At 71.3% G+C, this 24,486-nt stretch carries 21 protein-coding genes; 9 read left to right on the top strand and 12 right to left on the bottom strand.

Translation table 11 applies throughout. The annotated features are described in order from the left end of the window. Window positions 1-116 precede the first annotated feature (116 nt). Entirely contained in the window at window positions 117-2,918 is a 2,802-nt protein-coding gene (secA, locus tag NE236_RS07795; RefSeq protein WP_252841128.1) for a preprotein translocase subunit SecA, read from the bottom strand. A gap of 245 nt (window positions 2,919-3,163) precedes the next feature. Between secA and NE236_RS07790 the strand changes: the two genes are divergently transcribed. Next, entirely contained in the window at window positions 3,164-3,493 is a 330-nt protein-coding gene (locus tag NE236_RS07790; protein ID WP_252841127.1) for an HGxxPAAW family protein, read from the top strand. A gap of 133 nt (window positions 3,494-3,626) precedes the next feature. After that, the gene (locus NE236_RS07785) at window positions 3,627-4,874 is read left to right on the top strand and encodes a winged helix-turn-helix domain-containing protein (protein WP_252841126.1); all 1,248 of its coding nucleotides are present in this window, start codon (window positions 3,627-3,629) and stop codon (window positions 4,872-4,874) included. Here the strand turns inward: NE236_RS07785 and NE236_RS07780 are convergent. From NE236_RS07780 to mtrA, 6 genes are all read right to left on the bottom strand, one after another. After that, window positions 4,867-5,568: a response regulator gene (locus NE236_RS07780; protein WP_443612853.1), complete on the bottom strand. Its 702-nt coding sequence runs from the start codon at window positions 5,566-5,568 to the stop codon at window positions 4,867-4,869. The two genes, NE236_RS07785 and NE236_RS07780, sit on opposite strands and share 8 nt — an antisense overlap. A gap of 150 nt (window positions 5,569-5,718) precedes the next feature. Next, complete coding sequence (gene hpf / locus NE236_RS07775; RefSeq protein WP_252841125.1) at window positions 5,719-6,372, bottom strand: ribosome hibernation-promoting factor, HPF/YfiA family; 654 nt, start codon at window positions 6,370-6,372, stop codon at window positions 5,719-5,721. Between the two features lie 615 nt (window positions 6,373-6,987). After that, on the bottom strand, window positions 6,988-7,692 hold the full coding sequence (locus tag NE236_RS07770) for a ComF family protein (protein WP_252841124.1): 705 nt from the start codon (window positions 7,690-7,692) through the stop codon (window positions 6,988-6,990). Window positions 7,693-8,054: 362 nt separating this feature from the next. Next, window positions 8,055-9,794 carry an LpqB family beta-propeller domain-containing protein gene (locus NE236_RS07765; protein ID WP_252841123.1) on the bottom strand — a complete coding sequence of 580 codons (1,740 nt, stop codon included), beginning with the start codon at window positions 9,792-9,794 and terminating at the stop codon, window positions 8,055-8,057. Beyond that, window positions 9,791-11,440, bottom strand: a complete 1,650-nt coding sequence (mtrB, locus tag NE236_RS07760) for an MtrAB system histidine kinase MtrB (protein WP_252841122.1) — start codon at window positions 11,438-11,440, stop codon at window positions 9,791-9,793. The genes NE236_RS07765 and mtrB overlap by 4 nt, the downstream gene beginning before the upstream one ends. Before the next feature lie 26 nt (window positions 11,441-11,466). Next, window positions 11,467-12,144, bottom strand: a complete 678-nt coding sequence (mtrA, locus tag NE236_RS07755) for an MtrAB system response regulator MtrA (RefSeq protein WP_252785371.1) — start codon at window positions 12,142-12,144, stop codon at window positions 11,467-11,469. Window positions 12,145-12,501: 357 nt separating this feature from the next. Between mtrA and NE236_RS07750 the strand changes: the two genes are divergently transcribed. Genes NE236_RS07750 through NE236_RS07730 form a run of 5 tightly spaced genes read left to right on the top strand, consistent with a single transcriptional unit; the run spans window position 12,502 to window position 17,760 of the window. Further along, window positions 12,502-13,641 (top strand): DUF7847 domain-containing protein, encoded by a 1,140-nt coding sequence (locus tag NE236_RS07750; RefSeq protein WP_252841121.1) that lies wholly within the window; start codon window positions 12,502-12,504, stop codon window positions 13,639-13,641. Next, on the top strand, window positions 13,638-14,291 hold the full coding sequence (locus tag NE236_RS07745) for a DUF4129 domain-containing protein (protein ID WP_252841120.1): 654 nt from the start codon (window positions 13,638-13,640) through the stop codon (window positions 14,289-14,291). Before NE236_RS07750 ends, NE236_RS07745 begins: the two co-directional genes overlap by 4 nt. Next, on the top strand, window positions 14,288-15,475 hold the full coding sequence (locus tag NE236_RS07740) for a DUF4350 domain-containing protein (RefSeq protein ID WP_252841119.1): 1,188 nt from the start codon (window positions 14,288-14,290) through the stop codon (window positions 15,473-15,475). Before NE236_RS07745 ends, NE236_RS07740 begins: the two co-directional genes overlap by 4 nt. Beyond that, entirely contained in the window at window positions 15,472-16,449 is a 978-nt protein-coding gene (locus NE236_RS07735; RefSeq protein ID WP_252841118.1) for an AAA family ATPase, read from the top strand. Before NE236_RS07740 ends, NE236_RS07735 begins: the two co-directional genes overlap by 4 nt. A gap of 18 nt (window positions 16,450-16,467) precedes the next feature. Further along, window positions 16,468-17,760 carry a DUF58 domain-containing protein gene (locus NE236_RS07730; RefSeq protein WP_252841117.1) on the top strand — a complete coding sequence of 431 codons (1,293 nt, stop codon included), beginning with the start codon at window positions 16,468-16,470 and terminating at the stop codon, window positions 17,758-17,760. Between the two features lie 61 nt (window positions 17,761-17,821). Here NE236_RS07730 and NE236_RS07725 read toward each other — a convergent pair whose 3' ends face one another. Then, the gene (locus NE236_RS07725; RefSeq protein ID WP_252841116.1) at window positions 17,822-18,820 is read right to left on the bottom strand and encodes a stage II sporulation protein M; all 999 of its coding nucleotides are present in this window, start codon (window positions 18,818-18,820) and stop codon (window positions 17,822-17,824) included. A gap of 81 nt (window positions 18,821-18,901) precedes the next feature. Between NE236_RS07725 and NE236_RS07720 the strand changes: the two genes are divergently transcribed. After that, complete coding sequence (locus NE236_RS07720; protein WP_252841115.1) at window positions 18,902-19,870, top strand: RDD family protein; 969 nt, start codon at window positions 18,902-18,904, stop codon at window positions 19,868-19,870. 23 nt (window positions 19,871-19,893) lie between these two features. On the opposite strand, the gene NE236_RS07715 is transcribed toward NE236_RS07720, so the two are convergent. From NE236_RS07715 to ahcY (NE236_RS07700), 4 genes are all read right to left on the bottom strand, one after another. Beyond that, window positions 19,894-20,298, bottom strand: a complete 405-nt coding sequence (locus tag NE236_RS07715) for a hypothetical protein (RefSeq protein WP_252841114.1) — start codon at window positions 20,296-20,298, stop codon at window positions 19,894-19,896. 44 nt (window positions 20,299-20,342) lie between these two features. Next, the gene (locus tag NE236_RS07710; RefSeq protein ID WP_252841113.1) at window positions 20,343-20,903 is read right to left on the bottom strand and encodes a hypothetical protein; all 561 of its coding nucleotides are present in this window, start codon (window positions 20,901-20,903) and stop codon (window positions 20,343-20,345) included. A gap of 269 nt (window positions 20,904-21,172) precedes the next feature. Further along, window positions 21,173-22,426 (bottom strand): adenosylhomocysteinase, encoded by a 1,254-nt coding sequence (gene ahcY / locus NE236_RS07705; RefSeq protein WP_252841112.1) that lies wholly within the window; start codon window positions 22,424-22,426, stop codon window positions 21,173-21,175. A gap of 16 nt (window positions 22,427-22,442) precedes the next feature. Further along, the gene (gene ahcY / locus NE236_RS07700) at window positions 22,443-23,870 is read right to left on the bottom strand and encodes an adenosylhomocysteinase (protein ID WP_252841111.1); all 1,428 of its coding nucleotides are present in this window, start codon (window positions 23,868-23,870) and stop codon (window positions 22,443-22,445) included. A 111-nt stretch (window positions 23,871-23,981) separates the two neighbouring features. On the opposite strand from ahcY (NE236_RS07700), the gene NE236_RS07695 reads away from it, so the two are divergent. Next, complete coding sequence (locus NE236_RS07695; RefSeq protein WP_252841110.1) at window positions 23,982-24,320, top strand: MerR family DNA-binding transcriptional regulator; 339 nt, start codon at window positions 23,982-23,984, stop codon at window positions 24,318-24,320. Window positions 24,321-24,486: the final 166 nt, after the last annotated feature.

Here is a 24,486-nt window from a genome sequence, read left to right as displayed (position 1 = left end):
CGCCCCGGACCGGCGGCCGGGCCCCCCCCGCCGTTCAGCACACGCTCAGCGCTCGCGCGGAATGGGCCGCCGGGCTCGCGCCGCTCCCTGATCCGACGCCCATTCCGCGCGAGCTCTTAGTTGTTCTTCGGGTCGCCGTGGCAGCGCTTGTACTTCTTGCCCGAACCGCAGGGGCACGGGTCGTTGCGCGACACGTCGGCGAACGCGTCCTCGGTCTTCTCGGTGTGCGTCTCGACACCGCCCTCACCGTCGACGGTCGGCGCGGTGTAGCTGAGCGTCTGCGGCCGGGCGGAGTCCTCCAGGCCCTTGGCGACGATCTCGGGCGCCTCGTCGGCGGTCGCGGACAGCGCGACCGGCGCCTCGCCGACCCCGGCGACCGCCGGAGTCCGGTCCTCCTCGGCGACCTCGACCTCGAGGTTGAAGAGATAGCCGACCGACTCCTCCTTGATGCCCTCGAGCATCGAGGTGAACATGTCGTAGCCCTCGCGCTGGTACTCGACCAGCGGGTCGCGCTGCGCCATCGCCCGCAGGCCGATGCCCTCCTGGAGGTAGTCCATCTCGTAGAGGTGCTCGCGCCACTTACGGTCGAGGACGGACAGGACGACGCGGCGCTCCAGCTCGCGGAGCACCTCCCCGCCGAGCTCCTCCTCGCGCCGCTCGTACGACGCCTGGGCGTCCTCGGTGATCTTCTCGGAGAGCAGCTCGGCCGTCAGCCCGGCCTGCCCGCCGGCCTCCTCGATCAGGTCGTCGGCGCTGATCGAGATCGGGTAGAGCTGCTTGAACGCCTTCCACAGCTTGTCGAGGTCCCATTCCTCGGGGAAGCCCTCGGCGGTGGCCGCGGTGACGTATCCTGCCACGACCTCGTCGATCATGCGCTCGATCTGCTCGTGCAGGTCGGCGCCCTCGAGGACCTGTCGGCGCTCGGCGTAGATCACCTTGCGCTGCCGGTTGAGCACCTCGTCGTACTTCAGGACGTTCTTGCGGATCTCGAAGTTCTGCTGCTCGACCTGGTGCTGGGCCGACCGGATGGCGTTGGACACGATCTTCGACTCGATCGGCACGTCGTCCGGGATGTTCAGCCGGGTCATGATCGCCTCGACCCGGGCGGAGTTGAACAGCCGCATCAGGTCGTCCTCGAGCGACAGGTAGAAGCGGGACTCACCCGGGTCGCCCTGCCGGCCGGACCGGCCGCGCAGCTGGTTGTCGATGCGCCGCGACTCGTGCCGCTCGGTCGCGAGGACGTAGAGGCCGCCGAACTCCTTGACGTCTTCGTGCTCCTCCTTGACCGCCTCCTTGGCCCGCTCGATCGCCTCCGGCCAGGCCTTCTCGTACTCCTCCGGAGTGTCGAGCGGGGACAGGCCGCGGGCGTGCAGCTCCTTGTCGGCGATGTGGTCGGGGTTGCCGCCGAGCGTGATGTCGGTGCCTCGACCGGCCATGTTCGTCGCGACCGTGACGGCACCCTTGCGGCCCGCCTCGGCGATGATCATCGCTTCCTTCTCGTGGTACTTGGCGTTCAGCACCTCGTGCGGGACGCCGCGCCGCTTGAGCATCCGCGACAACTTCTCGGACTTGTCCACCGAGGTGGTGCCGACCAGGACCGGCTGGCCCTTCTCGTGCCGATCCTTGATGTCCTCGACGACGGCCTCGAACTTGGCCTGCTCCGTCTTGTAGACGACGTCGGAGACGTCGCGGCGGACCATCGGCTTGTTCGTCGGGATCGGGATGACGCCCAGCTTGTAGATCTTGTTGAACTCGGCCGCCTCGGTCTGCGCGGTACCGGTCATGCCGCCGAGCTTGCCGTACAGCCGGAAGAAGTTCTGGAGGGTGATCGTGGCGAGCGTCTGGTTCTCGTCCTTGATCGTCACGCTCTCTTTGGCCTCGATGGCCTGGTGCATGCCCTCGTTGTAACGCCGCCCCTGCAGGATGCGCCCGGTGAACTCGTCGACGATCAGGACCTCGCCCGCGTTGACGATGTAGTCCTTGTCCTTCTTGTACAGCTCCTTGGCCTTCAGCGCGTTGTTCAGGAAGCTGACCAGCGGCGTGTTGACCGAGTCGTACAGGTTGTCGATGCCGAGCCAGTCCTCGACCTTCTCGACACCGGACTCCAGGATGCCGACCGTGCGCTTCTTCTCGTCGACCTGGTAGTCGCCGTCCTCGCCCTCCGGGCCGTCGGTGGCGCGCTTCAGCCGCGGCACGATCTTGGCGAACTCCACGTACCACTTGGAGTTCTGCTCGGCGGGGCCGGAGATGATCAGCGGGGTCCGCGCCTCGTCGATGAGGATCGAGTCGACCTCGTCAACGATCGCGAAGTTGTGGCCACGCTGGACGCACTCGTCCAGGCTCCACGCCATGTTGTCGCGCAGGTAGTCGAAGCCGAACTCGTTGTTCGTGCCGTACGTGATGTCGGCTTCGTACGCCTTGCGGCGCTCTTCAGGCGTCATGTCGGCCAGGATCACTCCGACCTCGAGGCCGAGGAACTGGTGCACGCGACCCATCCACTCGGCGTCGCGCTTGGCCAGGTAGTCGTTGACCGTGACGACGTGGACGCCCTCGCCGCTCAACGCGTTGAGGTAGGCGGGCAGCACACACGTCAGCGTCTTGCCCTCACCGGTGCGCATCTCGGCGATGTTGCCCATGTGGAGCGCGGCGCCGCCCATGACCTGCACATCGAAGTGGCGCTGGCCCAGCGTGCGCTTGGCGGCCTCGCGCGCGGTCGCGAACGCCTCGGGAAGCAGATCGTCAAGCGACTCGCCGTCGGCCAGGCGCTCCTTGTACGTCTCGGTGAGCGCGCGCAGGTCCGCGTCGCTCATGTCGACGAAGTCTTCCTCGATGGAGTTGACCTGGTCGGCGATCCGCTTGAGCTTGCGCAGAACTTTGCCCTCGCCCGCGCGAAGGATCTTGTCGATGACTACTGGCACTCTCGGAAGCTCCTCGAACCATTCGTGGAATCGCCGGGGGTCATGTCCGACGCTGCATACACGACCCGTACGGTGTCATCGTAGGCGAGTCCAACCGTACAGCGGGACGACGTCGATATCACGGGACTCGGCCACACGGGACGCGCGCCCCGGGTTTATCGTGTACGGAGCGAGGAACCGCAGTACAACGTACAACGTAGGAGCGCGTTCGGCGACGAACGCGGACGCCCCTGGGAGGAAAACACATGGCCGGCAATTCTCACGGAGGCCGCCTGAGCTCGTGGGTCGCGGTCGTCGTGATGTGGATCGGCTTCGGTGTCGGGGGCGTCGCGATGGTCACCGGACCGTCGTGGTGGCTCTTCTGGACCGGTGTCGGCATCGTCGCGGTCGGCGGTGTCATCGGGCTGATCGTCCGCATCTTCGACGACGTGATCATCGACGCTCCGCGCGTCATGTCCGAGGAGGCCCACCCGGCCGAGCTGCACGCGCGGGCCGTCGAGGCCGCCAAGGGTCCCGCGACCGCCAAGGGTCCCGCGACCGCCACGGACCCCGCCACCACGCGGCCGCACGGCTGAGCAGGCGCCCAGAGCCCGCGCGGACCGCACCACCGGCCGCGCGGCGCCTTGGCGGCGCCTCGCGACGCCCGATTTCGCGCGGGCTCTCAACCCGCATAGCGGTTTTGTCGGTGTCGGTACCTACGATCGGGCCATGCCGACCCACGAGCTGACCGCCGACGAGGCGCGCCGGATCCAGCTGCACTCCCAGGGCCTTCTCGGGCGTGTCGCGCCCGCACCGGTCCACGGGCTGCGCGGCGATCCGGACGCGCGCCGCGCGCTCGCCGCGCTCCGCCATCTCGGCGCGGTCCAGCTCGACACGATCTCCGTGCTCGCCCGCTCCCACGAGCTCGTCGCGTACGCCCGGCTCGGGCCGGTCGGGCGCGCGAGCGTCGAGCACGCCTACTGGGGCGGGACGGCCGCGTTCGAGTACTGGTCGCACGCCGCCTGCGTGCTCCCGGTCGAGGACTGGCCGCTCTACTCCTTCCGCCGACGCGCCTACCGGCAACGGGGCCGGCACTGGCATCACACGCCGGAGGATGCCTGCGCGGACGTCCTGGCCCGGCTGCGCGCCGAGGGCCCGCTCACCGTCACCGGCCTGGGCGGCGCCAAGAAGGGCGGCGAGTGGTTCGACCGCACCGACCAGAAGATCGCCGCGGAGTTCCTGCTGGCCACCGGCGATGTCGTCTGCACCCGGCGGGTGGGCTGGCGGCGCGTGTACGACCTGCCCGAGCGGGCCATCCCGGCCGAGCTGCGGGCCCGCGATCTCGACGACACCGAGTGCGTCACCACGCTCGTACGGCGCGCCGCGCGGGCGCTGGGCGTCGCGACCAGAGCCGACCTGGCCGACTACGTCCGCGTCCGGGGTGAGGACGTGGACGCCGTGGTCGAGGCCGCCGGGCTGATCCCGGTGACCGTCGCGGGCTGGGCCAATGGCAACGGCGCGGGGAAGGGCGCCGCCTGGGCGCACCCGGAGGTTCTGGCCGCCCCGGCACCGCGCGGACGGCACCGCACCACGCTGCTGTCGCCGTTCGACTCGCTCGTCTGGGACCGCAAGCGCACCCAGCGGGTGTTCGGCTTCGACCACCGGCTCGAGGCCTACGTCCCCCGCGACAAACGCGTGCACGGCTACTTCACCATGCCGCTCCTCGCCGGCGGGCGGCTCATCGGCCGCGCCGACCCGGCGCGCGAGGGCGGCGCACTCGTGGTGCGTAAGGCGTCGCTCGAGCCCGCGGCCGTGAGCACGCCCACCCGAGCGGCGCACGCCGTCGCTCAGCTGGCCGACGCGCTGCGCGAGGCCGCCGCCTGGGTCGGGTGCGACACCGTGCGGGTGGAGCGCCTCGACCCTCCCGAGCTCGCCGCGCTGCTGAACACGGCGCTGCAGGAGAGAGGGCTCAGCTGATCTCCAGGAGCTTCTCGCGCACCGCGTAGACCACCGCCTCCATCCGCGAGTGCAGCTGCAGCTTCTCGAGGATGTTGCGGATGTGGTTCTTCACGGTGTTCTCGGAGATGAACAGCTCCTTGGCGATCTCCCGGTTGCCGAGCCCCCGAGCGACGAGACGGAGGACCTCCATCTCACGCTCGGTGAGCTTCGGCGCGGGGACCTGCTGCTGCCGCTCCTCGCCGCGCTTGGCCAGCGCGGCGAACTCGGTGATCAGCTTGGACGCCATCGAGGGGCTGATGAAGGACTGGCCGTCGTGCACGGCACGTACGACGTCGGCGACCTCGTCGATCGAGACGTCCTTCAGCAGGTAGCCGGTGGCTCCGGCCTTGATCGCCTCGAAGAGGTCCTCCTCCTCGTCGCTGATGGTCAGCATGACGATCTTGGCGCTCGGCACCTGGTCCTTGATGGCGGTACACGCCTCGATCCCGCCGCGACGCGGCATGCGGATGTCCATGAGCACGACGTCCGGCAACAGATCGCCCACCTGCTCGGTGGCCTCCTGGCCGTCACCGCACTGCCCGACGACCTCGACGCCGTCCTCATCCTCGAGCACCATCTCCAGACCACGGCGGAACAGGGCGTGGTCGTCGACGATCATCACGCGGATGGGATCACCGCCGACCACGCCGCGAGTCTCGGGGGTCTCGCTCAACTCATCCTCCAAACGGTGCGCCTGCCCATGATCATCAAATCCTGGGCGTGTCGCGGGGCTGAGATCAAGCTCGGGGAGTCTTGGGCGTCCCACCGCGGGACGCTTCCGAGACCAGAGTGGTCGAGGCGATGGCGCGGCGCAAGCGCCGGGTCACTCTTCGAGGAGCCGGATCACACCGTAGTCCCAGCCGCAACGCCGGTAGACCACACTGGCGTCGCCGGAGTCCTTGTCCCGGAAGAGGAAGAAGTCGTGGCCGACCAGCTCCATCTCGAACAGAGCCTGGTCGATCGTCATGGGCTGGGCCTTGTGGGACTTCTCGCGCACCACGAGGGGGCCGTCGCCCTCCATCGGGATCGGCACGATGCCCTGCTCGGCCTCCGGCCGGTCGGCGACCTCGCGCCACGCGCTCGGGGTGTCGTCGACCTCGGTATCCGCGGTGGCGGCCGCGCCGACGGTGTCCGGCGCGAGCGCCATCGCGAGGCGGTCGCGCCCGTGGCCGCCGTGCGGCTTGCGCCGGTCGCTCACGCGGCGGAGCCGCGACTCGAGCTTGCCGATGGCCATGTCGAGCGCCGCGAAACGATCGTCCGCGGCGGCCTCGGCCCTGATCACGGGACCGCGTGAGTGGATGGTGAGCTCGACGCGCTCACGGCGGTCCGACTGGCGAGGATTGCGCTCCTGGGAGACCTCCACGTCGATCCGCATGACCTTCGGGTCGAGCTTCTCGACCTTGGAGATCTTGGTGTCCACATGTCGACGGAACCGGTCGCTCACATCCGTGTGGCGACCCTTGACGATGATTTCCACGGGGGACCCCCCTCCTCCCGCTCACTGACCTGTCAGCGACGGGAACACCGGGCTCGGTATACACCTCGGATCCGGTCATCGGTCGCCGGACCCCATGGGGACAACACCCGCCCGGCCGACCTGGTCTTCGTCCCCACATCCGCCTGCTGAGGGTCTCGCGGCGCTCTCGCCACTACTCCCCTTCTCTCGGTCCGGAGGACATCTGATCCCCCGGCGAGGCAGGACTTACCTCTAAGCCGCACCGTGATCGGTCGACAAAAAGTCGCCTTACGTGGGCCGTTTCGCCTGCGGCTGGCATCGGCTTGCCGGGCCTGGAGGGGCTCGGCGCAACCACGGACCCGGGCGGGTGTCATGTTGGAACGCTAACCCCTCTCACGGCGAATGTCAGGGGGGTGTGACGGAGAAAACCACGGATAGTCATTGACGGGCACCGTTTCGGACCCCCGGTTCGCCCTACGGAACACCGACGTCACCGGCCGCCGACCGGGCGAAACAGGTCGATCACGGGTCCGGACGGGCGCCGCCCAGGCGAGAATTATGCGGTTTGCGGCAGACGGGCCACCCAAGGTGACCGCGCGGGCTGTTCCGCCGGCGAGAGGGTCGGCCGTTAATCGGCTACGGAACGTGACCGAGATCACGGGAAGCCGGCGCGTCACCGTATCGGCGCGTCGCGGCGACGACCGCGGCGGCCGGGACCCGTGCGCCGCCCGCCCGCAGGGCGCGGGCGGCCTCCGCGAGCGTCGCCCCAGTGGTGATCACGTCGTCCACCACGATCACCGTGGCCCCGCGTACGTCGCGCCGCACGGTGAGGGCGCCCGCGAGATTGGCCGCTCGCTCCGCCGCCGTCAGCCCGGCCTGGTCGGCGACCCCGCGACGCTGCGCCAGCGCCCGCGAGACGGACACGGCGACGCCCCAGCGGACGGCCGCCTCACGAGCCGCCGCCCACGCGATGCGGAGGGTCGGGTCGTGCCCCCGGCGGCGCATGGAGGCGCGTGAGGACGGCACCGGGACCAGCAGGACCGGGCACCCGGTGTCACCGGCGGCCGCCAGCACCGCCGCCGCGAGACCGACCCCGAGCGGCCGGGCCAGCCCCGTGCGCCCGCGCTCCTTGTGCGCCAGGATCACCTGCCGGACCGCGCCGGTGTACGGCGCGACGGCCCAGGGCCGCGGCAGGCCGGGCGGGGCGGGCCGGGGCGGGCACACGCGGGCCGGGCCGCCGAGCAGGGCGGCACAGACGGGGCACACGAGACCGTCGGCGTCGCCGCAGCCGGCGCACCGCTGCGGCAGCAGGAGGTCGAGGGCGGCGGCGAGGAGTCCCACGGATCGAAGCCTGCCGGTGCGCGCAGTGGGGCCGCCAGACCCCATGACACGCCTGTGGACGAGTCCACCGCCCGTCACGGGTCTTGGGGGACCCGGCACCGCCCGTACGCGCTCAGGAACCCGCTACCCGCCCGCGTCACGCACGGAGACCACCCGACCGTCCGTGACGCCGGTGGACGAGGCCGCCGACGGCGCGGCGCTAGGGCCTGCCTCAAAGCCCCACTGTCCTACTGCGCGGCGCCCAGGCGGCGCCTCGCCGCGTTGTCGTCGGTCGCCAGCCAAAACCAGGCTGACTCCCTCCTCCGCCTTCCGAGGCACCACCTGGACACCGCTCGCTACGGACGGGGACTTCGAGACAGGCCCTAACCGGCGTAGGCGGGGTCGGAAGTGCCGTTGAAGCACTTCCACTCGTCGTACCGGTCGCTGAGCCGGCAGACGTTGAGGGTCGGGTCTCCCGACACGCGCTGGGTGACCAGCAGCGGGGAGCCGGGCGAGGCCGTGATCGTGGTCACCTCACCGCCCGGGCCGATCATCGGCTGGGTGGGGGCCCCGCTGACCGGCACGTCGAACAACGACGGGGAGGAGTTCCCGTTGGTCATGCCGACGACGGCGAGATGGTCGGTGGTGCTCCAGGCCAGATCGATGGCGCTCTGCAGTTCCGAGCTGATCGCGATGAACCCCTCCGCCTGCAGACCGCCCGACGGGGCCCGGTCGACCCGGCCGAGCTGGACCTGCCAGCGGTTGTCCACCTTCACGATGGCCGCGGCGCGGGTGCCGTCGCGGGAGATGCGCAGTGCCCTCACCGGGTAGGGGGTCAGCGCCCAGCCGTCCACCGGGGCGGACCGGGTGCCTCCCTCGATCACCCAGAGGCGGGAGCCGGTGGTGGTCGACTCGACCACCCAGACGTTGCCGCGTGAGTCCCAGGACGGCGGGGTGAACCTGCCGCCCTTCGAGGTCGCCCGCAGCGTGGTCCGGACGGCGCCCCCGACCAGGTCGGTGACGGTGACGGTGTCCGCCGCGCGGTTCAGGGAGGCGACCTGCCGGTGGTCGTAGGAGATCGCCGGATGGGCGGCCTGGAGCTTGGGCAGGGTGGCCTGCGGCCCTCCGGCCTCGAGGTGCCCCAGGCGTCCGTCACCGATACGCACGTAGGCCGGCTGCGGTTCGCCGTTGCCGTCGGGGTCGAAGGCGTCCCAGTCCCGGATGGACTGCAGCGACCCGCCGACGCCGGGCACCTCGATCGGCCTGCCGTCGATCCTCAGCTCCATCCGCTGGACCTCGCGGAGCTGCCGGAGCGTCCACATCAGCTGAATCGACATGTTCCGCAGGTCGCCGGCCCGGGCCTGGCGGCTGAGGTCGACGGTGGCCACGCCTCCACTGATCTCCAGCTTGCGCACCGCCGTGCCGGCCGGGAACGCCGATCGCACGAAGGCGCTCTTGAGCCAGGTGGTGGGACCGCCGATCAGCTGCTTGACCAGCTGGGTCGGCAGCCAGGACCGGCTGACGAGCGGGATGAACACCGGGTTGGGAACGAGCACCTGGGCGTCGGGTGCGAAGAAGTACAGGTCGAGGGTGCGGAAGGCGCGGGTGACGTCGTCGCGGCTGAGCAGGAGCTCCGTGGGGAGCGGGTCGGTGATGCGCCACTGCCGCTGGGCGTCCTGACGCAGACGGAAGATCTGTTTGAACCGCCGGGCATCGGCGATGTACTGACCGTCGGCGCCGATCTTGCCCAGTTGTGTGCCCTCCAGCGTGACCGTCGCATGCCCGGGGCCGTCGTCGTGGTACCCGGGGGCGTCCAGCTGGTCATAGACGATCGACGCCACACCCGGCCGCCAGCAGGAGGAGCAGGCGAGGTAGGTGCGGGCGACCTGGTGCTCGCCGTTCAATCCGTCGAAGCTGGACGAGGCCGTCCGGAAGCCCTGGACGATCGTGATGGGAGTCGCGTCGCGTTCCGGCCCGACCGGGATGATGCGGACGTACGGGTCGTCGACCGGCTGTTCGGTTCCGCCGGCGCTGCCGCTCAGCACCCGGCCGCCCTGCGGGACACCGACGCACCCGCCCGCCAGGAACACCGCGGCGAGGACGGCCAAGACCCGGGACCTCACGCCTCCGCCTCCAGTTCCAGCCCTGCGTACGGCGCACGCTGCAGCTCGATCTCCGGCGGCACCAGGGGCAGCGGCGACCCGCGCAGCTCGCTCCCCGCCACCCGGGGCAACGACAGCCGGAACTGTGACCCCTGGCCCGGTTCTCCCCATGCCTGCAGCCAGCCGCCGTGCAGCTGGGCGTCCTCCATGGAGATCGACAGCCCGAGACCGGTGCCGCCCGTCGTGCGGGCCCGCGCCGGATCGGCGCGCCAGAACCGGTCGAACACCATGGTCGTCTCGCCGGGCCGCAGCCCGCAGCCGTGGTCGCGGACGGCGATGGCCACGGCGTCGCGGTCGGCGCCGACACTGACGATGATGTCCTTGCCCTCGCCGTGCTCGATCGCGTTGACCAGGAGGTTGCGCAGGATGCGTTCGACGCGGCGCCGGTCGACCTCCGCCATGGTCGCCTCGCCCGGCAGCTTTTGAACGATCTTGCTGCCCTTCCGCTCGGCCAGGTCCTCGGTGTAGCCGACCGACCGAAGCACGAGCTCACGGACGTCCATCGGCTCGATGTCGAGGGTCGCGGCGCCGGCGTCGTAGCGGCTGATCTCCAGAAGGTCGGCCAGGAGCCCCTCGAAACGTTCCAACTGGCTCTGCAGCAGCTCGGCGGAGCGGGCGGCCATCGGATCGAAGTCCGCACGCGCCTCGTACAGCACCTCGGCGGCCATCCGGACCGTGGTCAGCGGGGTGCGCAGCTCGTGGGAGACGTCGGAGACGAAAACGCGCTGCACCTGCGACAGTTCCTGCAGCTGAACGATCTTTTCCTGCAGGTTGGCCGCCATGTCGTTGAACGAGGTGGCGAGCCGGGCGAGGTCGTCCTCACCCCGCACCTTCATCCGCTCCTCGAGCCGCCCGGCCGCCAGCCGCTCGGCCGCCTGGGCCGCCATCCGCACGGGGATGACCACCTGCCGCGTGACGAGGGAGGCGATCGCGGCGAGCAGCAGGACGAGCGCCGCGCCGACGCCGAGGAGCGTCTGCTGGACGACCTCCAGGCTCTGCCGCTCCTGGGTCAGCGGGAAGAGGTAGTACAGCTGGTAACGGCTCAGCTTCGTACCGACGATCAGGCCGGGCTCCGACGACCCGTCGTCATAGGTGAGCGTGCCGTAGGTGCGGTAGGGCTTGCTCGCGTCCGACGACTCGACCTGCTGCATCAGCACCGCGGGGACGCTCTTCAGCCGGACCCAGTTGGAGCTGAACCCGAGGCTGCCGGGGTCGTCCCGATCGAGGATGATCACCTCGTACAGGCCCGACGGCCCGCTCCGGTGGGCGAGCGAGGTGACGATCGCGTTGAGCGTGATCTTGGTGCTGTCGGAGTCGTCCATACTGGCGACCGCCAGCCGTCCCTGGGCCACGCCGGCGCCCTCGTCGAGCTGGAGCAGCGCCGCCCGCTCCTTGGCCTCCAGCAGCGCGGTGGTGATCTGCTGCATCAGGAAGACCCCGAGCACCGCCACCACCAGCCCGGACACGAGGAACGTCGTCGTCACGACGCGCGCCTGCAACGACCGCCGCCAGCTGACGTACGCCGTGCGCAACGCAGCGCGAACGGATCGGCGGACCGCTCGCAGGCCGCGACGGGCCGCCGTCGTCAGCCTGACCCACGTGTTCATCGACTGCTCGCGGACTCGAAGGGCCGTTATGCCGGACCCGCCTTGTACCCGACGCCGCGTACGGTCACGACGATCTCCGGGTGCTCGGGGTCCTTCTCGATCTTGGCGCGCAGCCGCTGAACGTGGACGTTGACCAGCCGCGTGTCGGCGGCGTGGCGGTAGCCCCACACCTGTTCGAGGAGCACCTCACGGGTGAAGACCTGGCGCGGCTTTCGAGCCAGGGCGACGAGCAGGTCGAACTCCAGCGGCGTCAGCGGGATGTGCCGGTCGGCCCGCTTCACCGAGTGGCCCGCCACGTCGATCGAGATGTCGCCGATCTGAAGCAGCTCCGGCGTCGGGTCGTCGGTACGGCGCAGCCGCGCGCGGACCCGCGCCACCAGTTCCTTCGGCTTGAACGGCTTGACGATGTAGTCGTCGGCGCCGGATTCGAGGCCGAGAACGACGTCGACCGTGTCGCTCTTGGCGGTCAGCATCACGATCGGCACGCCGGACTCGGCGCGGATCTGCCGACACACGTCGATCCCGTCGATTCCGGGCAGCATCAGGTCCAGCAGCACGAGGTCGGGCCGGGTCTCCCGGAACGCCTCGAGCGCCTTGTCACCGTCGTGCACGAACGACGGCTCGAAGCCCTCGCCGCGGAGCACGATGCCGAGCATCTCGGCCAGAGCCAGGTCGTCATCGACGACCAGCACGCGTCCCTTCATGAGCCCTCATCGTCGCGTTATCGGAGGCGGTCGCCCAGGGGGGCTAGGCTACCTTCGTTTACCTGCGCGATGACCCGGCGCTCGGTGACGATGGCCGTCACCGGCCGCCCGGGTCACATCGAAGGCCGGATTGTAGACAGGACTCCCGAGCGGCTCCGCAGGTTGTCCGGCGATTGTGGTGACTTCTCCCGGATCGCGCTGCGGGCACCCGGCGGATCGCATGCCGTACCCCGTCCACGCCCCCAGTCTGCCCGATTTAGGCCGTGCAGTCCCCGGATCCGCCGACTCCGGCGACCGATCACCCGTACTCTCGCCGCATGGCAGGATTGACCGGGTGATGGGCGGGCGGGGAGTGTCATGACCGACGCGGGAGCTTGGGCGTCACCGGGCTCCGCCCTGCCCGAAAGCGCCGGCCCCGAGACTCCGCCGCCCGAGCCCGCCGCCGCCGCCGACGACACGCTCGAGACGGAGATCCCGCTGCGGCCGCTCGGCGTCTCGGAGCTCCTCGACGGAGCGATCACCTACGTCCGCCGCAACCCACGCGCCACGCTCGGCCTCTCGGCGATCCTCACGTCGATCGTGCAGGTGGCCGTCACGGCCGTGCAGTACATCGCGCTCGGCGGGCGGATCCGCGCCGACGTCCGGACTCCCGTGGACCTGACCCGCACCCTCGGGCTCGCGTCCGCGACCTCCCTCGTCGGGCTGGTCCTCACCGCGTACGTCGTGCTCCTGCTCAGCGGGCTCCTCGCCCCGGTCATGGGCCGCACGCTGCTGGGCCGCGCCACCTCGTTCGGGCAGGTCCACCGCGACGTGCGGGGGTCCCGGGCCCGGCTCATCGGCGCCGCGGCGGCCGTCCTCGCGATCGTGCTGGTCGCCGTGGCGCTCCCCCTCGCCCCCCTCGTCGCGGCGATCGTCGTCCACGCTCCCGCGGGCGTCCAGGCCCTCACGGCCATCTTCGGCGTCCCGCTGGCGGTGGCGCTCATGGTGGTCGGCTACGTCTGGTTCGCCCTCGCCACCCCGATCGCCGTGCTGGAGCGCCGGGGCGTCCGCGCCGCGCTCCGCCGGTCGGCGGAGATCGTGCGCGGCCGCTGGTGGCGGATGATGGGTGTGCTCAGCCTGGCGCTCGTCATCACGCTGTTCGTCGAGTTCGTGGTGCTTCCGGTGCCGTTCGCGGTCGCGCAGCAGATCATGCTGGCCTTCGACAAGGAGCCGCACGGCTGGCTGCTCGTGGCCGTCATCGCGGTCGGCGGGGTGGGGCGCATCATCGCCGGCACGCTCGTCAACCCGTTCAACGCCGGGGTGATCGCCCTGATGTACGCCGACCGGCGTATGCGGCGCGAGGCCTTCGATCTGGAGCTGCAGATGGAGCGGCCCGCCGACCCGCTCGCCGCCTGGCTGCCCGGTCCCCTCACGGCGGCCGGCTCGGGGCCCCAGCCCCACATGCCGCGCCAGACCTTCGTCAGACCCGCGCCGCCGCCTCCGGGATGGCACCGATGACGCCGGTGATCCTCTACGGAGGCGGTCCGCCGATCGCCCGCGACCCGGCGCGCGAGCTGGCCCGCCGCGAGCTCCAGAAGCCCGTCTACCACCAGGACGAGCCCTCGTTCGTCGAACGCATCCTCAACAAGATCGGCGACTGGCTGAACACCCTTTACCACAGCCTGACCGGCACCGGAGGCGGCACCGGCGGCGGCTGGCTCGGCCTCGTCCTCCTACTGGCCCTGCTCGTCGTGGTGATCGCCGCCGTCTGGTGGCGGATCGGCAGCGTGCGCCGCAACGCCACCGGGCCCAAGGCCCTGCTCGATCACGCGACCACGACCGCCGAGGACCACCGGGCCACGGCCGAACGCCACGCCGCCGCCGGCGAGTGGCCCGAGGCCATCCGCGAACGCCTCCGCGCCATCGCGCGCGACCTGGAGGAGCGGGCGATCGTCCCGCCCCGGCCCGGCCGCACCGCCGACGAGCTGGCGACCGAGGCGGGGACGGCACTGCCCGACCACGCCGACGCCCTCGCCGCCGGCATACGCCTGTTCGACGACGTCTGGTACGGCGGACGCCAGGGCGACGCGGACGGCTACCGGCGGCTCGTCGAACTCGACGGCCGGCTGCGCGACGCGCGCCCCGTCCCGCTCGGAGGCCGCTCATGACGGCGCTGCAGGCCCCACCCGCGGGCGACGCGGCCACCGCCGGACAGGTGGCGCGGCGCCGCTGGCAGCGGTCCCGGGGCGTCCTCGTGGCGCTGCTCGCCCTGGCCGTCGTGGGCGTGCTCCTCGCCCTGATGCGCCCGCGCACCGGCTCGGAGTACCTCGACCCGGACTCGCCCGGTCAGCAGGGCTCCCGGGCACTCGCGGAGATCACCCGGCGGCACGGCACCCCCGTGACGGTCGTGCACAGCGCGTCCGCCGCCGCCGAGCGCCTGCGCGCCCAGCCCGACGCCGTCCTCGTGGTCGTCCGCTCCGAGCGCCTGGTGCCCGCCGACCTGACCGCCCTCCGCGGCGCCCCCGGCGACCGGCTCCTCATCACCCCGTCCGGCGAGACGCTCAAGGCCCTGGCCCCCGGCGTCGAGGCGGCCGGCTCGGCCTGGAGCACGCCCGAGCCCGGGTGCACCCTGCCCGCGGCGGCGTACGCCGGCAGCGCCGACTTCCTCGAGGCGACCACCTACACCGCCCCCGGCCAGGCCACGAAGTGCTATCCCACCACCGGCGGAGCCGGCCTCGTACAGCTGCCCGTGGACGGCGCGACGGTCACCGTGCTCGGCGCGACCCGACCGCTGACGAACGAGCACCTTGCCGAGCGCGGCAACGCCGCCCTGGCCATGAACCTGATCGAGGCCCGGCCGAACGCCGTCTGGCTCATGCCGGACCTGCCGTCGCCGGGCAGCGGCGGGCAGAAGTCGTTCGGCGAGCTGGTCCCCTTCGGGGTCAAGCTCGCCGTGCTGCAGATCGTCATCGCCGTCGCGCTGGTGGCGCTGTGGCGGTCCCGGCGCCTCGGCCCGGTCGTGGTCGAGCCGCTGCCGGTCATCGTGCGCTCCGCCGAGGCCGTCGAGGGCCGCGCCCGGCTGTACCGCTCCCGGCGGGCCGCCGACCGGGCGGCGGAGGCACTGCGCGCCGGCGCGCTCGAGCGTCTCACCGGGCTGCTCGGCATGCCGCGAACCGCGGCGTCCGACCCCGCGATGGCCGCCGAGATCGTCGCGGCGATCGCGGCGCACACCGGGCGGGAGCAGGCGGAGATCGGCGCCGCCCTGTACGGTCCTCCCCCAGTGGACGACGCCGGGCTCGTCTTGCTCGTCGGCGTCCTCGACGACCTGGAAAGGTTGGTTCGCAGCTCTTGACGGAAACTCCACAGGACATCGGGGGCGAGGACGCCCGTGCCGCGCTGACGGCACTGCGCGGGGAGGTCGCCAAGGCGGTCGTCGGCCAGGACTCCGTCGTGACCGGCCTGGTCATCGCCCTGCTGTGCCGGGGCCACGTCCTGCTGGAGGGTGTCCCGGGCGTCGCCAAGACGCTCCTGATCCGCACCCTCGCGCAGGCGCTGAAGCTCGATTTCAAGCGCGTGCAGTTCACCCCCGACCTCATGCCGGGCGACGTCACCGGCTCCCTCGTCTACGACAACCGCACGTCGGAGTTCGAATACCGGGAGGGCCCGGTCTTCACGAACCTGCTGCTCGCCGACGAGATCAACCGGACGCCGCCGAAGACCCAGGCGTCCCTGCTGGAGTCGATGGAGGAGCGGCAGGTGTCGGTGGAGGGCCAGCCCCGCCCGCTGCCCGACCCGTTCGTCGTCTGCGCCACCCAGAACCCGGTCGAGTACGAGGGGACCTACCCGCTGCCGGAAGCCCAGCTCGACCGGTTCCTGGTCAAGCTGAACGTCCCGGTCCCCTCTCGCGATGACGAGATCATGGTGCTGCAGCGCCACGCGTCCGGCTTCGACCCGCGCGACCTCGGCGCGGCCGGCGTGACCCCGGTCGCCGGCCCGGCCGACCTGGCCGCGGGCCGCGAGGCCGTACGCCGGGTCCACGTCGACCCGAAGGTCAGCGGCTACATCGTCGACCTGTGCCGGGCCACCCGCCAGTCGCCGTCCCTGCAGCTGGGCGTGTCGCCGCGTGGCGCCACGGCGCTGCTGGCGACGTCCCGGGCGTGGGCCTGGCTGTCCGGACGCGACTACGTACGGCCCGACGACGTGAAGGCGCTCGCCCGGCCCACTCTGCGCCACCGCGTGCAGCTGCGGCCCGAGGCGGAGCTGGAGGGCGCGACGACGGACGGCGTGCTCGAGGGCATCCTCACCACCGTCCCCGCTCCCCGATGAGCGCGTGAGGAGTCGGGTATGGCGCTGACCGGGCGCACCGGACTGCTGGCCGTCCTCGGCGCGGTCGTCCTCGTGCTGGTTCCGAGCTGGTGGACATTGCTCGCGGTCGACGGCACGGTGATCGCGCTCGTCGCCGCCGACCTCACACTGGCGGGCAACGTACGTCGGCTGCGCCTGCACCGCTCCGGCGACACCAACGTCCGCCTCGGCGAGGAGGCCACCGTCTCCCTGATCGTCGAGAACCCGGGCCCCCGTCGGCTCCGGGCCCGGCTCCGGGACGCCTGGTCGCCCAGCGCGGGCGCCTCCCCCCGCAGCGCGGCCGTCACGATCCCGCCCGGCGAGCGGCGCCACGTCGAGACCCGCCTCGTCCCCACCCGCCGCGGCGACCGCGCGCCCGTCACGGTCACCGTGCGGTCGTACGGCCCGCTGGGCCTGGCGGCCCGCCAGCTGAACCGCTCCGCGCCGTGGACGGTGCGGGTCCTGCCCGCCTTCCCGTCCAGGCGCCACCTGCCCGCGAAACTGGCGCGGCTACGCGAGCTCACCGGCCAGCACGTCGCGCTGATCCGCGGCCAGGGCACCGAGTTCGACTCGCTGCGGGAGTACGTCGACGGCGACGACGTCCGCTCGATCGACTGGCGGGCCACCGCGCGCCGCAGCGACGTCGTCGTCCGCACCTGGCGGCCCGAGCGGGACCGGCGGATCTACCTGGTGCTCGACACCGGCCGGACGGCCGCCGGGCGCGTCGGCGACATCCCGCGCCTCGACTGCTCGATGGACGCCGCCCTGCTGCTCGGCGCGCTGGCCGCACGGGCCGGTGACCGCGTCGACCTGCTGGCCTACGACCGGAGGGTCCGCACCCGCGTGGAGGGCGCCGCCCGCACCGAGCTGCTGACCGCGATGGTGCGCGCCATGGCGCCGCTCGAGCCGGAGCTGATCGAGTCCGACGCGGCGGGCATGGTCTCGGCGCTGCTCTCCCGCGTCCGGCAGCGCTGCCTGGTCGTGCTCCTGACGGATCTCAACGCCACCGCGATCGAAGAGGGCCTGCTGCCGCTGCTGCCCCAGCTGACGGCCAAGCACCTCGTCCTGGTCGCGGCGGTGAGCGACCCGCGGGTCACGGAGATGGCGACCTCCCGCGGCGACGCCGCAGCCGTCTATGACGCCGCAGCCGCCGAGCGCGCCCGCGCCGAACGCCGTCGCGTCACCGCGGAGCTCCGCAAGTACGGCGTCGAGGTCGTCGACGCTCCCCCGGACGAGATCGCCCCCGCCCTCGCCGACGCGTACCTCTCCCTCAAGGCCGCCGGCCGCCTCTGACCCACGCCTCCACACTCCCGAAGCATCGCCCTGCCATCGGTGGTGCTCCTGACCGGATCGGTCAGGCGGCGACCGGGGCGGCGTCGGGGACCAGCTCGGAGTCGCCGGTCTCGCCCTCCTTGGCGGCACGGCGGCCGAAGACGACGACGTACGCGATGAAGGCGGTCTCGGCGACGACGCCGATGGCGATGCGCAGCCAGGTGACGTGCACGTGACCGGTGACGAAGCCCTCGATGGCGCCCGAGACCGCCAGCACGCCGATCAGGCCGATCGCGATGCTCATCGCCGCGCGGCCCTCCTCGGCCAGGGCCTGGCCCCTCCGGCGAGGGCCCGGATCGATGATCGTCCAGCCCAGCCGGAGGCCCGCCGCCGACGCGAGGTACACCGCCGTCAGCTCCAGCAGGCCGTGCGGCAGGATCAGGCCGAAGAAGATCGCCCCCTTGCCGTGGGCGAACATCAGCCCGGCGGAGACGCCGAGGTTCAGCTGGTTGCCCCAGAGCACGAGGATCGTGGGGATGCCCAGCAGGATGCCGAAGATCAACGCCTGCGCGGAGACCCAGGCGTTGTTGACCCACACCTGGAACGCGAACGCCCCGGCGGCGTGCTCGGTGTAGTAATTGGCGAAGTCGTGGTCGACGAGCTGCTTGATCTGCTCCGGTGACAGCAGCGACGTCTGTACCTGCGGATCGTGCACGACCCAGATGGCCAGCACCAGCGAGACCAGGTTCGACAGCACCGCCGATCCCAGCCACCACCAGCGCATCCGGTAGGCCGTCACCGGGAACGCCACGGTGAGGAAGCGTGCGGCGTCCCGCCACATCGGGGCCTGCGCCCCGGTCACCGCCGCCCGGCCCCGCGCCACGAGCCCGGACAGCCGGCCGACCAGCGCGGGCTCCGGGGAGCTGGAGCGCACCACCGACAGGTGGGTGGCCGCCCGCTGATAGAGCTCGACCAGCTCGTCGATCTCCTCGCCGCTCAGCTTGCGCGTGCCACGGTTGACGAGCTGCTCGAGGCGCCGCCATTCGGCGTTGTGCGCGGCCACGAAGGCGTCGACGTCCACAACCCGGCAGACTACCGTTCACTGGAGTTCTCCAGGCTTTGAGCGATACGCCCGACTGAAGTCCGACCGGAAGGGGCCAGCGTGCCCGTCGAACTCGTCACCGGTGAGGCCGTAGCACTCGACATCCGGGTCGCGCGGCTGGCCAGCCGCGCGCTGGCCCTGTTCATCGACGTGCTGCTGCAGCTGATGGTGCTCTACTTCTGCATGATCTTCGTGGGGTTGTCGTCCAGCGTCTCGGACTCCGCGGTCACGATCGGCCTGGCGATCCTGATGCTCGTGGGCGTCCTGGTCGGGTACCCGACGATCACCGAGACGCTCACCCGGGGTCGTACAGTCGGCAAGCTCGCCCTGGGCCTGCGCGTGGTCGCGGACGACGGCGGCCCGGAGCGCTTCCGTCAGGCGCTGGTGCGGGCGCTGGCCGGGTTCATCGAGTTCTGGACACTGTTCGGCTCTCCGGCGCTCATCGCGTCCCTGGTGAGCCCGCGCGGGAAACGCCTCGGCGACATCTTCGCGGGCACGATCGTCATCCAGGACCGGGTGCCGGTGAACGTCATGTTCGGCCCCGTGGCGATCATGCCACCGCAGCTCGCCCCCTGGGCGGCGTCCCTGGAGCTGTCCCGCCTGCCGGACACCCTCGCCCTGGCGGCTCGGCAGTACCTCACGCGTTTCTGGGAGCTCGCTCCGCGCGTCCGCGACGAGATGGGGCAGCGGCTCACCGAGGAGGTCCTGACCTACATCAGCCCGCCGCCTCCGGCGGGGTTCCGGCCGGAGATCTACCTGTCGGCCGTCCTCGCCGAGCGCCGGCACCGTGAGGAACGCCGACTGGCCGAGCGCGCCGCCCGGCGGGCCGCGATCGCCCGGCGCGGGATGCCGCTCACGGTCAGCGTCCCGCCCGGCCCGGGGCAGCACGGAGGTCCGGCCGTCATCACGATGGGCGGGCCCCCGCCGTCAATGCCGTCGTACGGCGGCGGCCCCATGCCCGTACCGGAGTGGCTCGGCGGCGCTCCGGGCACCACGAACCCGCCGCGTTTCCTCCCGCCCACGGGCTGACCGCGGGCGGGTCCGCCGATGTTTCAGCGCACGGTGACGCGGACCGACGGAGACGGCCCGTAGATCTCGTGGTTCCGGTGACGCAGACCGACGCCCACGGCGCGGAAGGCGTACCGGCCGTGCGCGAGCAACCGGGTGTCGAACCGGAAGTCCGCGCTCCAGCCGTCGACGTGGTACGGCTTGACGCACGTACCGATCTGCTTCCAGTGCCGCCCGGGATCCCGGACCTGCAGGCAGAACCGCGCCTTCCGGAGCCCGGCGTCATCGCCGGCCACCCCCGCGAAGTGCAGGGTCTGACCCGCGTGGATCACTTTGTGCGCGGCATTGAGCGTGAGATTGGACTTCGCCATCGCGGAGCCCCCCGACGCAACGACCAGCCCGCCGCTGAGGAGACCGACGACCCCAGCACCGACAACCACATGCTTCATGATCGATATGACACCGCACATGCCCCAGAGGTTGTCAGAAGTTCTTAGAAAAAATTCGGGGGATTCTCAAGGTTGACCAGTTCGATACCCGGAGCCGCCACGACCACGTCGCCTGCCAGGTGGGACTCTGCTACCTCGCCCGTCTCCAGGTCGGTGATCTCATAGCGTTCGACCGGGACGCGCTCGCCGTCGGCGTCGTGCCAGGCGATCTCGGCGAGGGCCCAGCGCTGCGGGACGGTACGGACCGCGAGGGACGGGGCGGTGACCAGGAGGATCCGCACGTCGACACGCTCGCCCTCGGCCAGGCGCAGCGACCGGGCGACCGCGACGAGCAGACCCGGCGACTCGCCGAGGAATCCGGTGGCCCGCGCGGTGTGCTCCCGGTCGGCGGTCACCCACAGCAGTTCCGCCCCGACGGCGCCGCCCCGCAGGACGTGCTCGCCGGCGGTCACCTCGAGCCGGGCGGGCCGCCAGCGGCTGTCGGCGACCAGCTCGATCGTGCCGCCGTCGGACCGCTCCGCGGAGTAGCGCCAGCCGCCGCCGTCCAGGGCGCAGGTGAACCGCTCCTCGACGCCGGCTTCGTGGACGTACGTACCGCGCGGCATACCCCCAAATCTAGTGTCTCCGGAGAACGCCGACGATCTCCAGGTGGGTCCGCGTGGTCGGTGGGCGCTCCTCACCGAGGCGGAATTCGGGAGTTTTTCCGTCCGGGGTGGCTGCCCTCGTTCTGCGCTGTCCCGCCACACGGGAATTTTGCCGCCTGAGCGTACGCCGCGGAACGAGAGACCTTCGCCCGTCGGCGACATTCAGGCGTTATGCCGGGTCTCGCTCCGGCCGTCGCGGCCGCAGCCCGAAGGCTTTCCAGCACGGAAGATCAGGACCCTTGCCGCCAGGAGGACAGGTACTCCTCCTGGCCCGGGGTGAGCGCGTCGAGCTCGACGTCCATGGAGGCGAGCTTGAGGCTCGCGACCTCGGTGTCGATCGCCTTGGGAACGTCGTACACGCCCGGAGCCAGGTCCTGGCTCACCAGCCACTCACAGGTGAGGGCCTGGTCGGCGAAGGACATGTCCATGACCGCCGCCGGATGGCCCTCCGCCGCCGCGAGGTTGACGAGGCGTCCCTCGGCGAGCAGGACGAGCCTGCGGCCGTCGGCGAGGACGTACTCGTCGGCCTGCGGGCGTACGTCGTGGTGGACCTCCACGGCGAGGTCGGCCAGCGCCCGCACGTCGATCTCGACGTCGAAGTGGCCGGAGTTGGCGAGGATGGCGCCGTCCTTCATCCGGGCGAGGTGCTCGGCGCGGATGACGTCCCGGTTGCCGGTGACGGTGATGAAGACGTCGCCGTGCTCGGCGGCCTGCGCCATCGTCTGGACGCGGTAGCCCTGCAGGAGGGCGTCGAGCGCCTTGACGGCGTCGATCTCGGTGACGACGACGCGGCCGCCCATGCCGCGGGCGCGTTCGGCGAGGCCCCGGCCGCAGTAGCCGAACCCGGCGATGACGATCGTCTTGCCGGCGAGGAGCGTGTTGGTCGAGCGGACGATGCCGTCGAGGGTCGACTGGCCGGTGCCGTACCGGTTGTCGAACATGTGCTTGGTGTCGGTGTCGTTGACCGCCACCATCGGGAAGCGGAGCGCGTCCTCGCGGGCCATCTGGTGCAGGCGGATGACGCCGGTGGTGGTCTCCTCGCAGCCACCGCGCACGCCGCCCAGGAGGTCGCGGCGTTCGGTGTGCAGGATGTTGACGAGGTCGCAGCCGTCGTCGAGGACGAGCTCGGGGGCGATGTCGAGGGCCTGGTGGATGTGCCGGTAGTAGCCGTCGCGGTCGACGCCCTGCCGGGCGAACACGGCGGCGCCGTACTCGCAGGCGAGCGCCGCGGCGGTGTCGTCCTGGGTGGACAGCGGGTTCGAGGCCGCGAGCGCGACCTGGGCGCCGCCGGCCTGCAGCGCGCGGATGAGGTTCGCGGTCTCGGTCGTGACGTGCATGCACGCCGCGATCCGCAGGCCGTCCAGGGGGCGTTCGGCGGCGAACTGCTCCCGGATGCGCCGCAGCACGGGCATGGACCGGTCGGCCCACTCGATGCGCCGGACCCCGGACTCGGCGAGCCCGGGGTCCGCGATGTCGTACGTCATCTGATGCGGTGGTGGCTCAGTACCGGTAGTGGTCTGACTTGTAGGGGCCCTCGACGTCGACGCCGATGTAGGCGGCCTGCTCCTTGGTGAGCTCGGTCAGCCTGACGCCGAGCGCGTCGAGGTGCAGGCGGGCGACCTTCTCGTCGAGGTGCTTGGGCAGGGTGTACACGTCGACCGGGTAGTCCTCGGTGCGGGTGAACAGCTCGATCTGCGCGATCACCTGGTTGGTGAAGGAGTTGGACATCACGAAGCTCGGGTGGCCGGTGGCGCAGCCGAGGTTCATCAGCCGGCCCTCGGCGAGCACGATGATCGTCTTGCCGTCGGGGAGGGTCCAGGTGTGGACCTGCGGCTTGACCTCTTCCTTCACGATGCCCGGGATCTTGGCCAGGCCGGCCATGTCGATCTCGTTGTCGAAGTGCCCGATGTTGGACACGATCGCCTGGTGCTTCATCCGCTCCATGTGGTCGGCGCGGATGATGTTGAAGTTGCCGGTCGTCGTGACGAAGATGTCGGCGATCTCGACGACGTCCTCCAGGGTGGTGACCTGGAAGCCGTCCATGGCGGCCTGCAGTGCGCAGATCGGGTCGATCTCGGTGACGATGACGCGGGCGCCCTGGCCGCGCAGCGCGTCGGCGCAGCCCTTGCCGACGTCGCCGTAGCCGCAGACGACGGCGACCTTGCCGCCGATCAGCACGTCGGTGGCGCGGTTGAGGCCGTCGATGACGCTGTGGCGGCAGCCGTACTTGTTGTCGAACTTCGACTTGGTGACGGAGTCGTTGACGTTGATCGCCGGGAAGAGCAGCGTGCCGGTCTTGTGCATCTCGTAGAGGCGGTGCACGCCGGTCGTGGTCTCCTCGGTGACGCCCTTGATGCGCTCGGCGATCGCGGTCCACCGGCCGGAGCCGTCGACGGTGCGGTGGAGCAGGTCGAGGACGACCTTCCACTCCTCCGGGTCGTCCTCGGAGGAGGAGGGCACGGCCCCGGCCTTCTCGTACTCGGCGCCCTTGTGGACGAGCATGGTGGCGTCGCCGCCGTCGTCGAGGATCATGTTCGGACCGTCACCGCCGGGCCAGGTGAGCGCCTGCTCCGTGCACCACCAGTACTCCTCCAGCGTCTCGCCCTTCCAGGCGAAGACGGGGACGCCCTGCGGGTCCTCCGGCGTGCCCTTCGGGCCGACGACGACCGCGGCGGCCGCGTGGTCCTGGGTGGAGAAGATGTTGCAGCTGACCCAGCGGACCTCGGCGCCGAGTGCGACGAGCGTCTCGATCAGCACGGCGGTCTGGATGGTCATGTGCAGCGAGCCCATGATCTTCGCGCCGCGCAGCGGCTGGGCCTCGGCGTACTCCTCGCGCACCGACATGAGACCCGGCATCTCATGCTCGGCGAGCTGGATCTCCTTGCGGCCGAACGCCGCCAGCGACAGGTCGGCGACCTTGTAGTCCATGGTTGGTTTGCTCCCTGGGATTCGGTGTGCCGAGAGCGAGTCTAGGCGCGGTCGCCGGGGGATCGCACGAGGCGGACGGCGTATCTGACACGGATTTGTCAGAATAGGGCCATGCGTATCACGGAGGCCGCCCAGCGGCTCGGCACGTCCCCCCGCATGCTCCGCTACCGCGAGACCCTCGGCCTCCTTCCGCCGACACGCGAACGTCAGGGCCACCGCCGCTTCGGCGAGGCCGAGCTGCGGGCCGTGGCGCTCGCGCTGGCACTGGAGAAGAGGTACGACATCAGCCCCGCGGAGCTCGCGTTCGGGTTGCGCGTACTGGCCGACCCGGAGGTACGGGCGGACGTCCGGGAGCTCGGCGAGCGTGTCGGGCGCGTGTCGGCGCCTCCGGCGCGGGCCCTGGACTTCGAGAAAGAGAAGGCGCTGCGCCTCCTGCGCGGCCGGCCGTGAGATCGGCGGGCCGGGGGTTGCCCTCGCCGAGGAGGCCGGATCGGGGCCTTCCCCAGCCCATGGTCGCCCCGATCAGGCCGTCCACGGGATAACCCGCGGGAGACCCGGACGGACTACGGCCACCTCGGCGAGGGACGATCGGCCGCGCCATCCGAACCCCCGAGAT

The organism is Actinoallomurus purpureus (assembly GCF_024055795.1).
In the GTDB taxonomy this organism is placed as follows: domain Bacteria; phylum Actinomycetota; class Actinomycetes; order Streptosporangiales; family Streptosporangiaceae; genus Actinoallomurus; species Actinoallomurus purpureus.
The sequence above is the reverse complement of the archived record's forward strand: the minus strand, read 5'-3'. Positions and strand labels throughout refer to the sequence as shown.

Coding starts and splice junctions, on each gene's coding strand:
- NE236_RS07790 (WP_252841127.1), top strand. CDS start 3,164: ATGGCCGGCAATTCTCACGGAGGCCGCCTGAGCTCGTGGGTCGCGGTC.
- NE236_RS07740 (WP_252841119.1), top strand. CDS start 14,288: ATGACGGCGCTGCAGGCCCCACCCGCGGGCGACGCGGCCACCGCCGGA.
- ahcY (WP_252841111.1), bottom strand. CDS start 23,870: ATGGACTACAAGGTCGCCGACCTGTCGCTGGCGGCGTTCGGCCGCAAG.
- NE236_RS07785 (WP_252841126.1), top strand. CDS start 3,627: ATGCCGACCCACGAGCTGACCGCCGACGAGGCGCGCCGGATCCAGCTG.
- NE236_RS07695 (WP_252841110.1), top strand. CDS start 23,982: ATGCGTATCACGGAGGCCGCCCAGCGGCTCGGCACGTCCCCCCGCATG.
- ahcY (WP_252841112.1), bottom strand. CDS start 22,426: ATGACGTACGACATCGCGGACCCCGGGCTCGCCGAGTCCGGGGTCCGG.
- NE236_RS07715 (WP_252841114.1), bottom strand. CDS start 20,298: ATGAAGCATGTGGTTGTCGGTGCTGGGGTCGTCGGTCTCCTCAGCGGC.
- NE236_RS07750 (WP_252841121.1), top strand. CDS start 12,502: ATGACCGACGCGGGAGCTTGGGCGTCACCGGGCTCCGCCCTGCCCGAA.
- NE236_RS07745 (WP_252841120.1), top strand. CDS start 13,638: ATGACGCCGGTGATCCTCTACGGAGGCGGTCCGCCGATCGCCCGCGAC.
- mtrA (WP_252785371.1), bottom strand. CDS start 12,144: ATGAAGGGACGCGTGCTGGTCGTCGATGACGACCTGGCTCTGGCCGAG.
- mtrB (WP_252841122.1), bottom strand. CDS start 11,440: ATGAACACGTGGGTCAGGCTGACGACGGCGGCCCGTCGCGGCCTGCGA.
- NE236_RS07710 (WP_252841113.1), bottom strand. CDS start 20,903: ATGCCGCGCGGTACGTACGTCCACGAAGCCGGCGTCGAGGAGCGGTTC.
- NE236_RS07730 (WP_252841117.1), top strand. CDS start 16,468: ATGGCGCTGACCGGGCGCACCGGACTGCTGGCCGTCCTCGGCGCGGTC.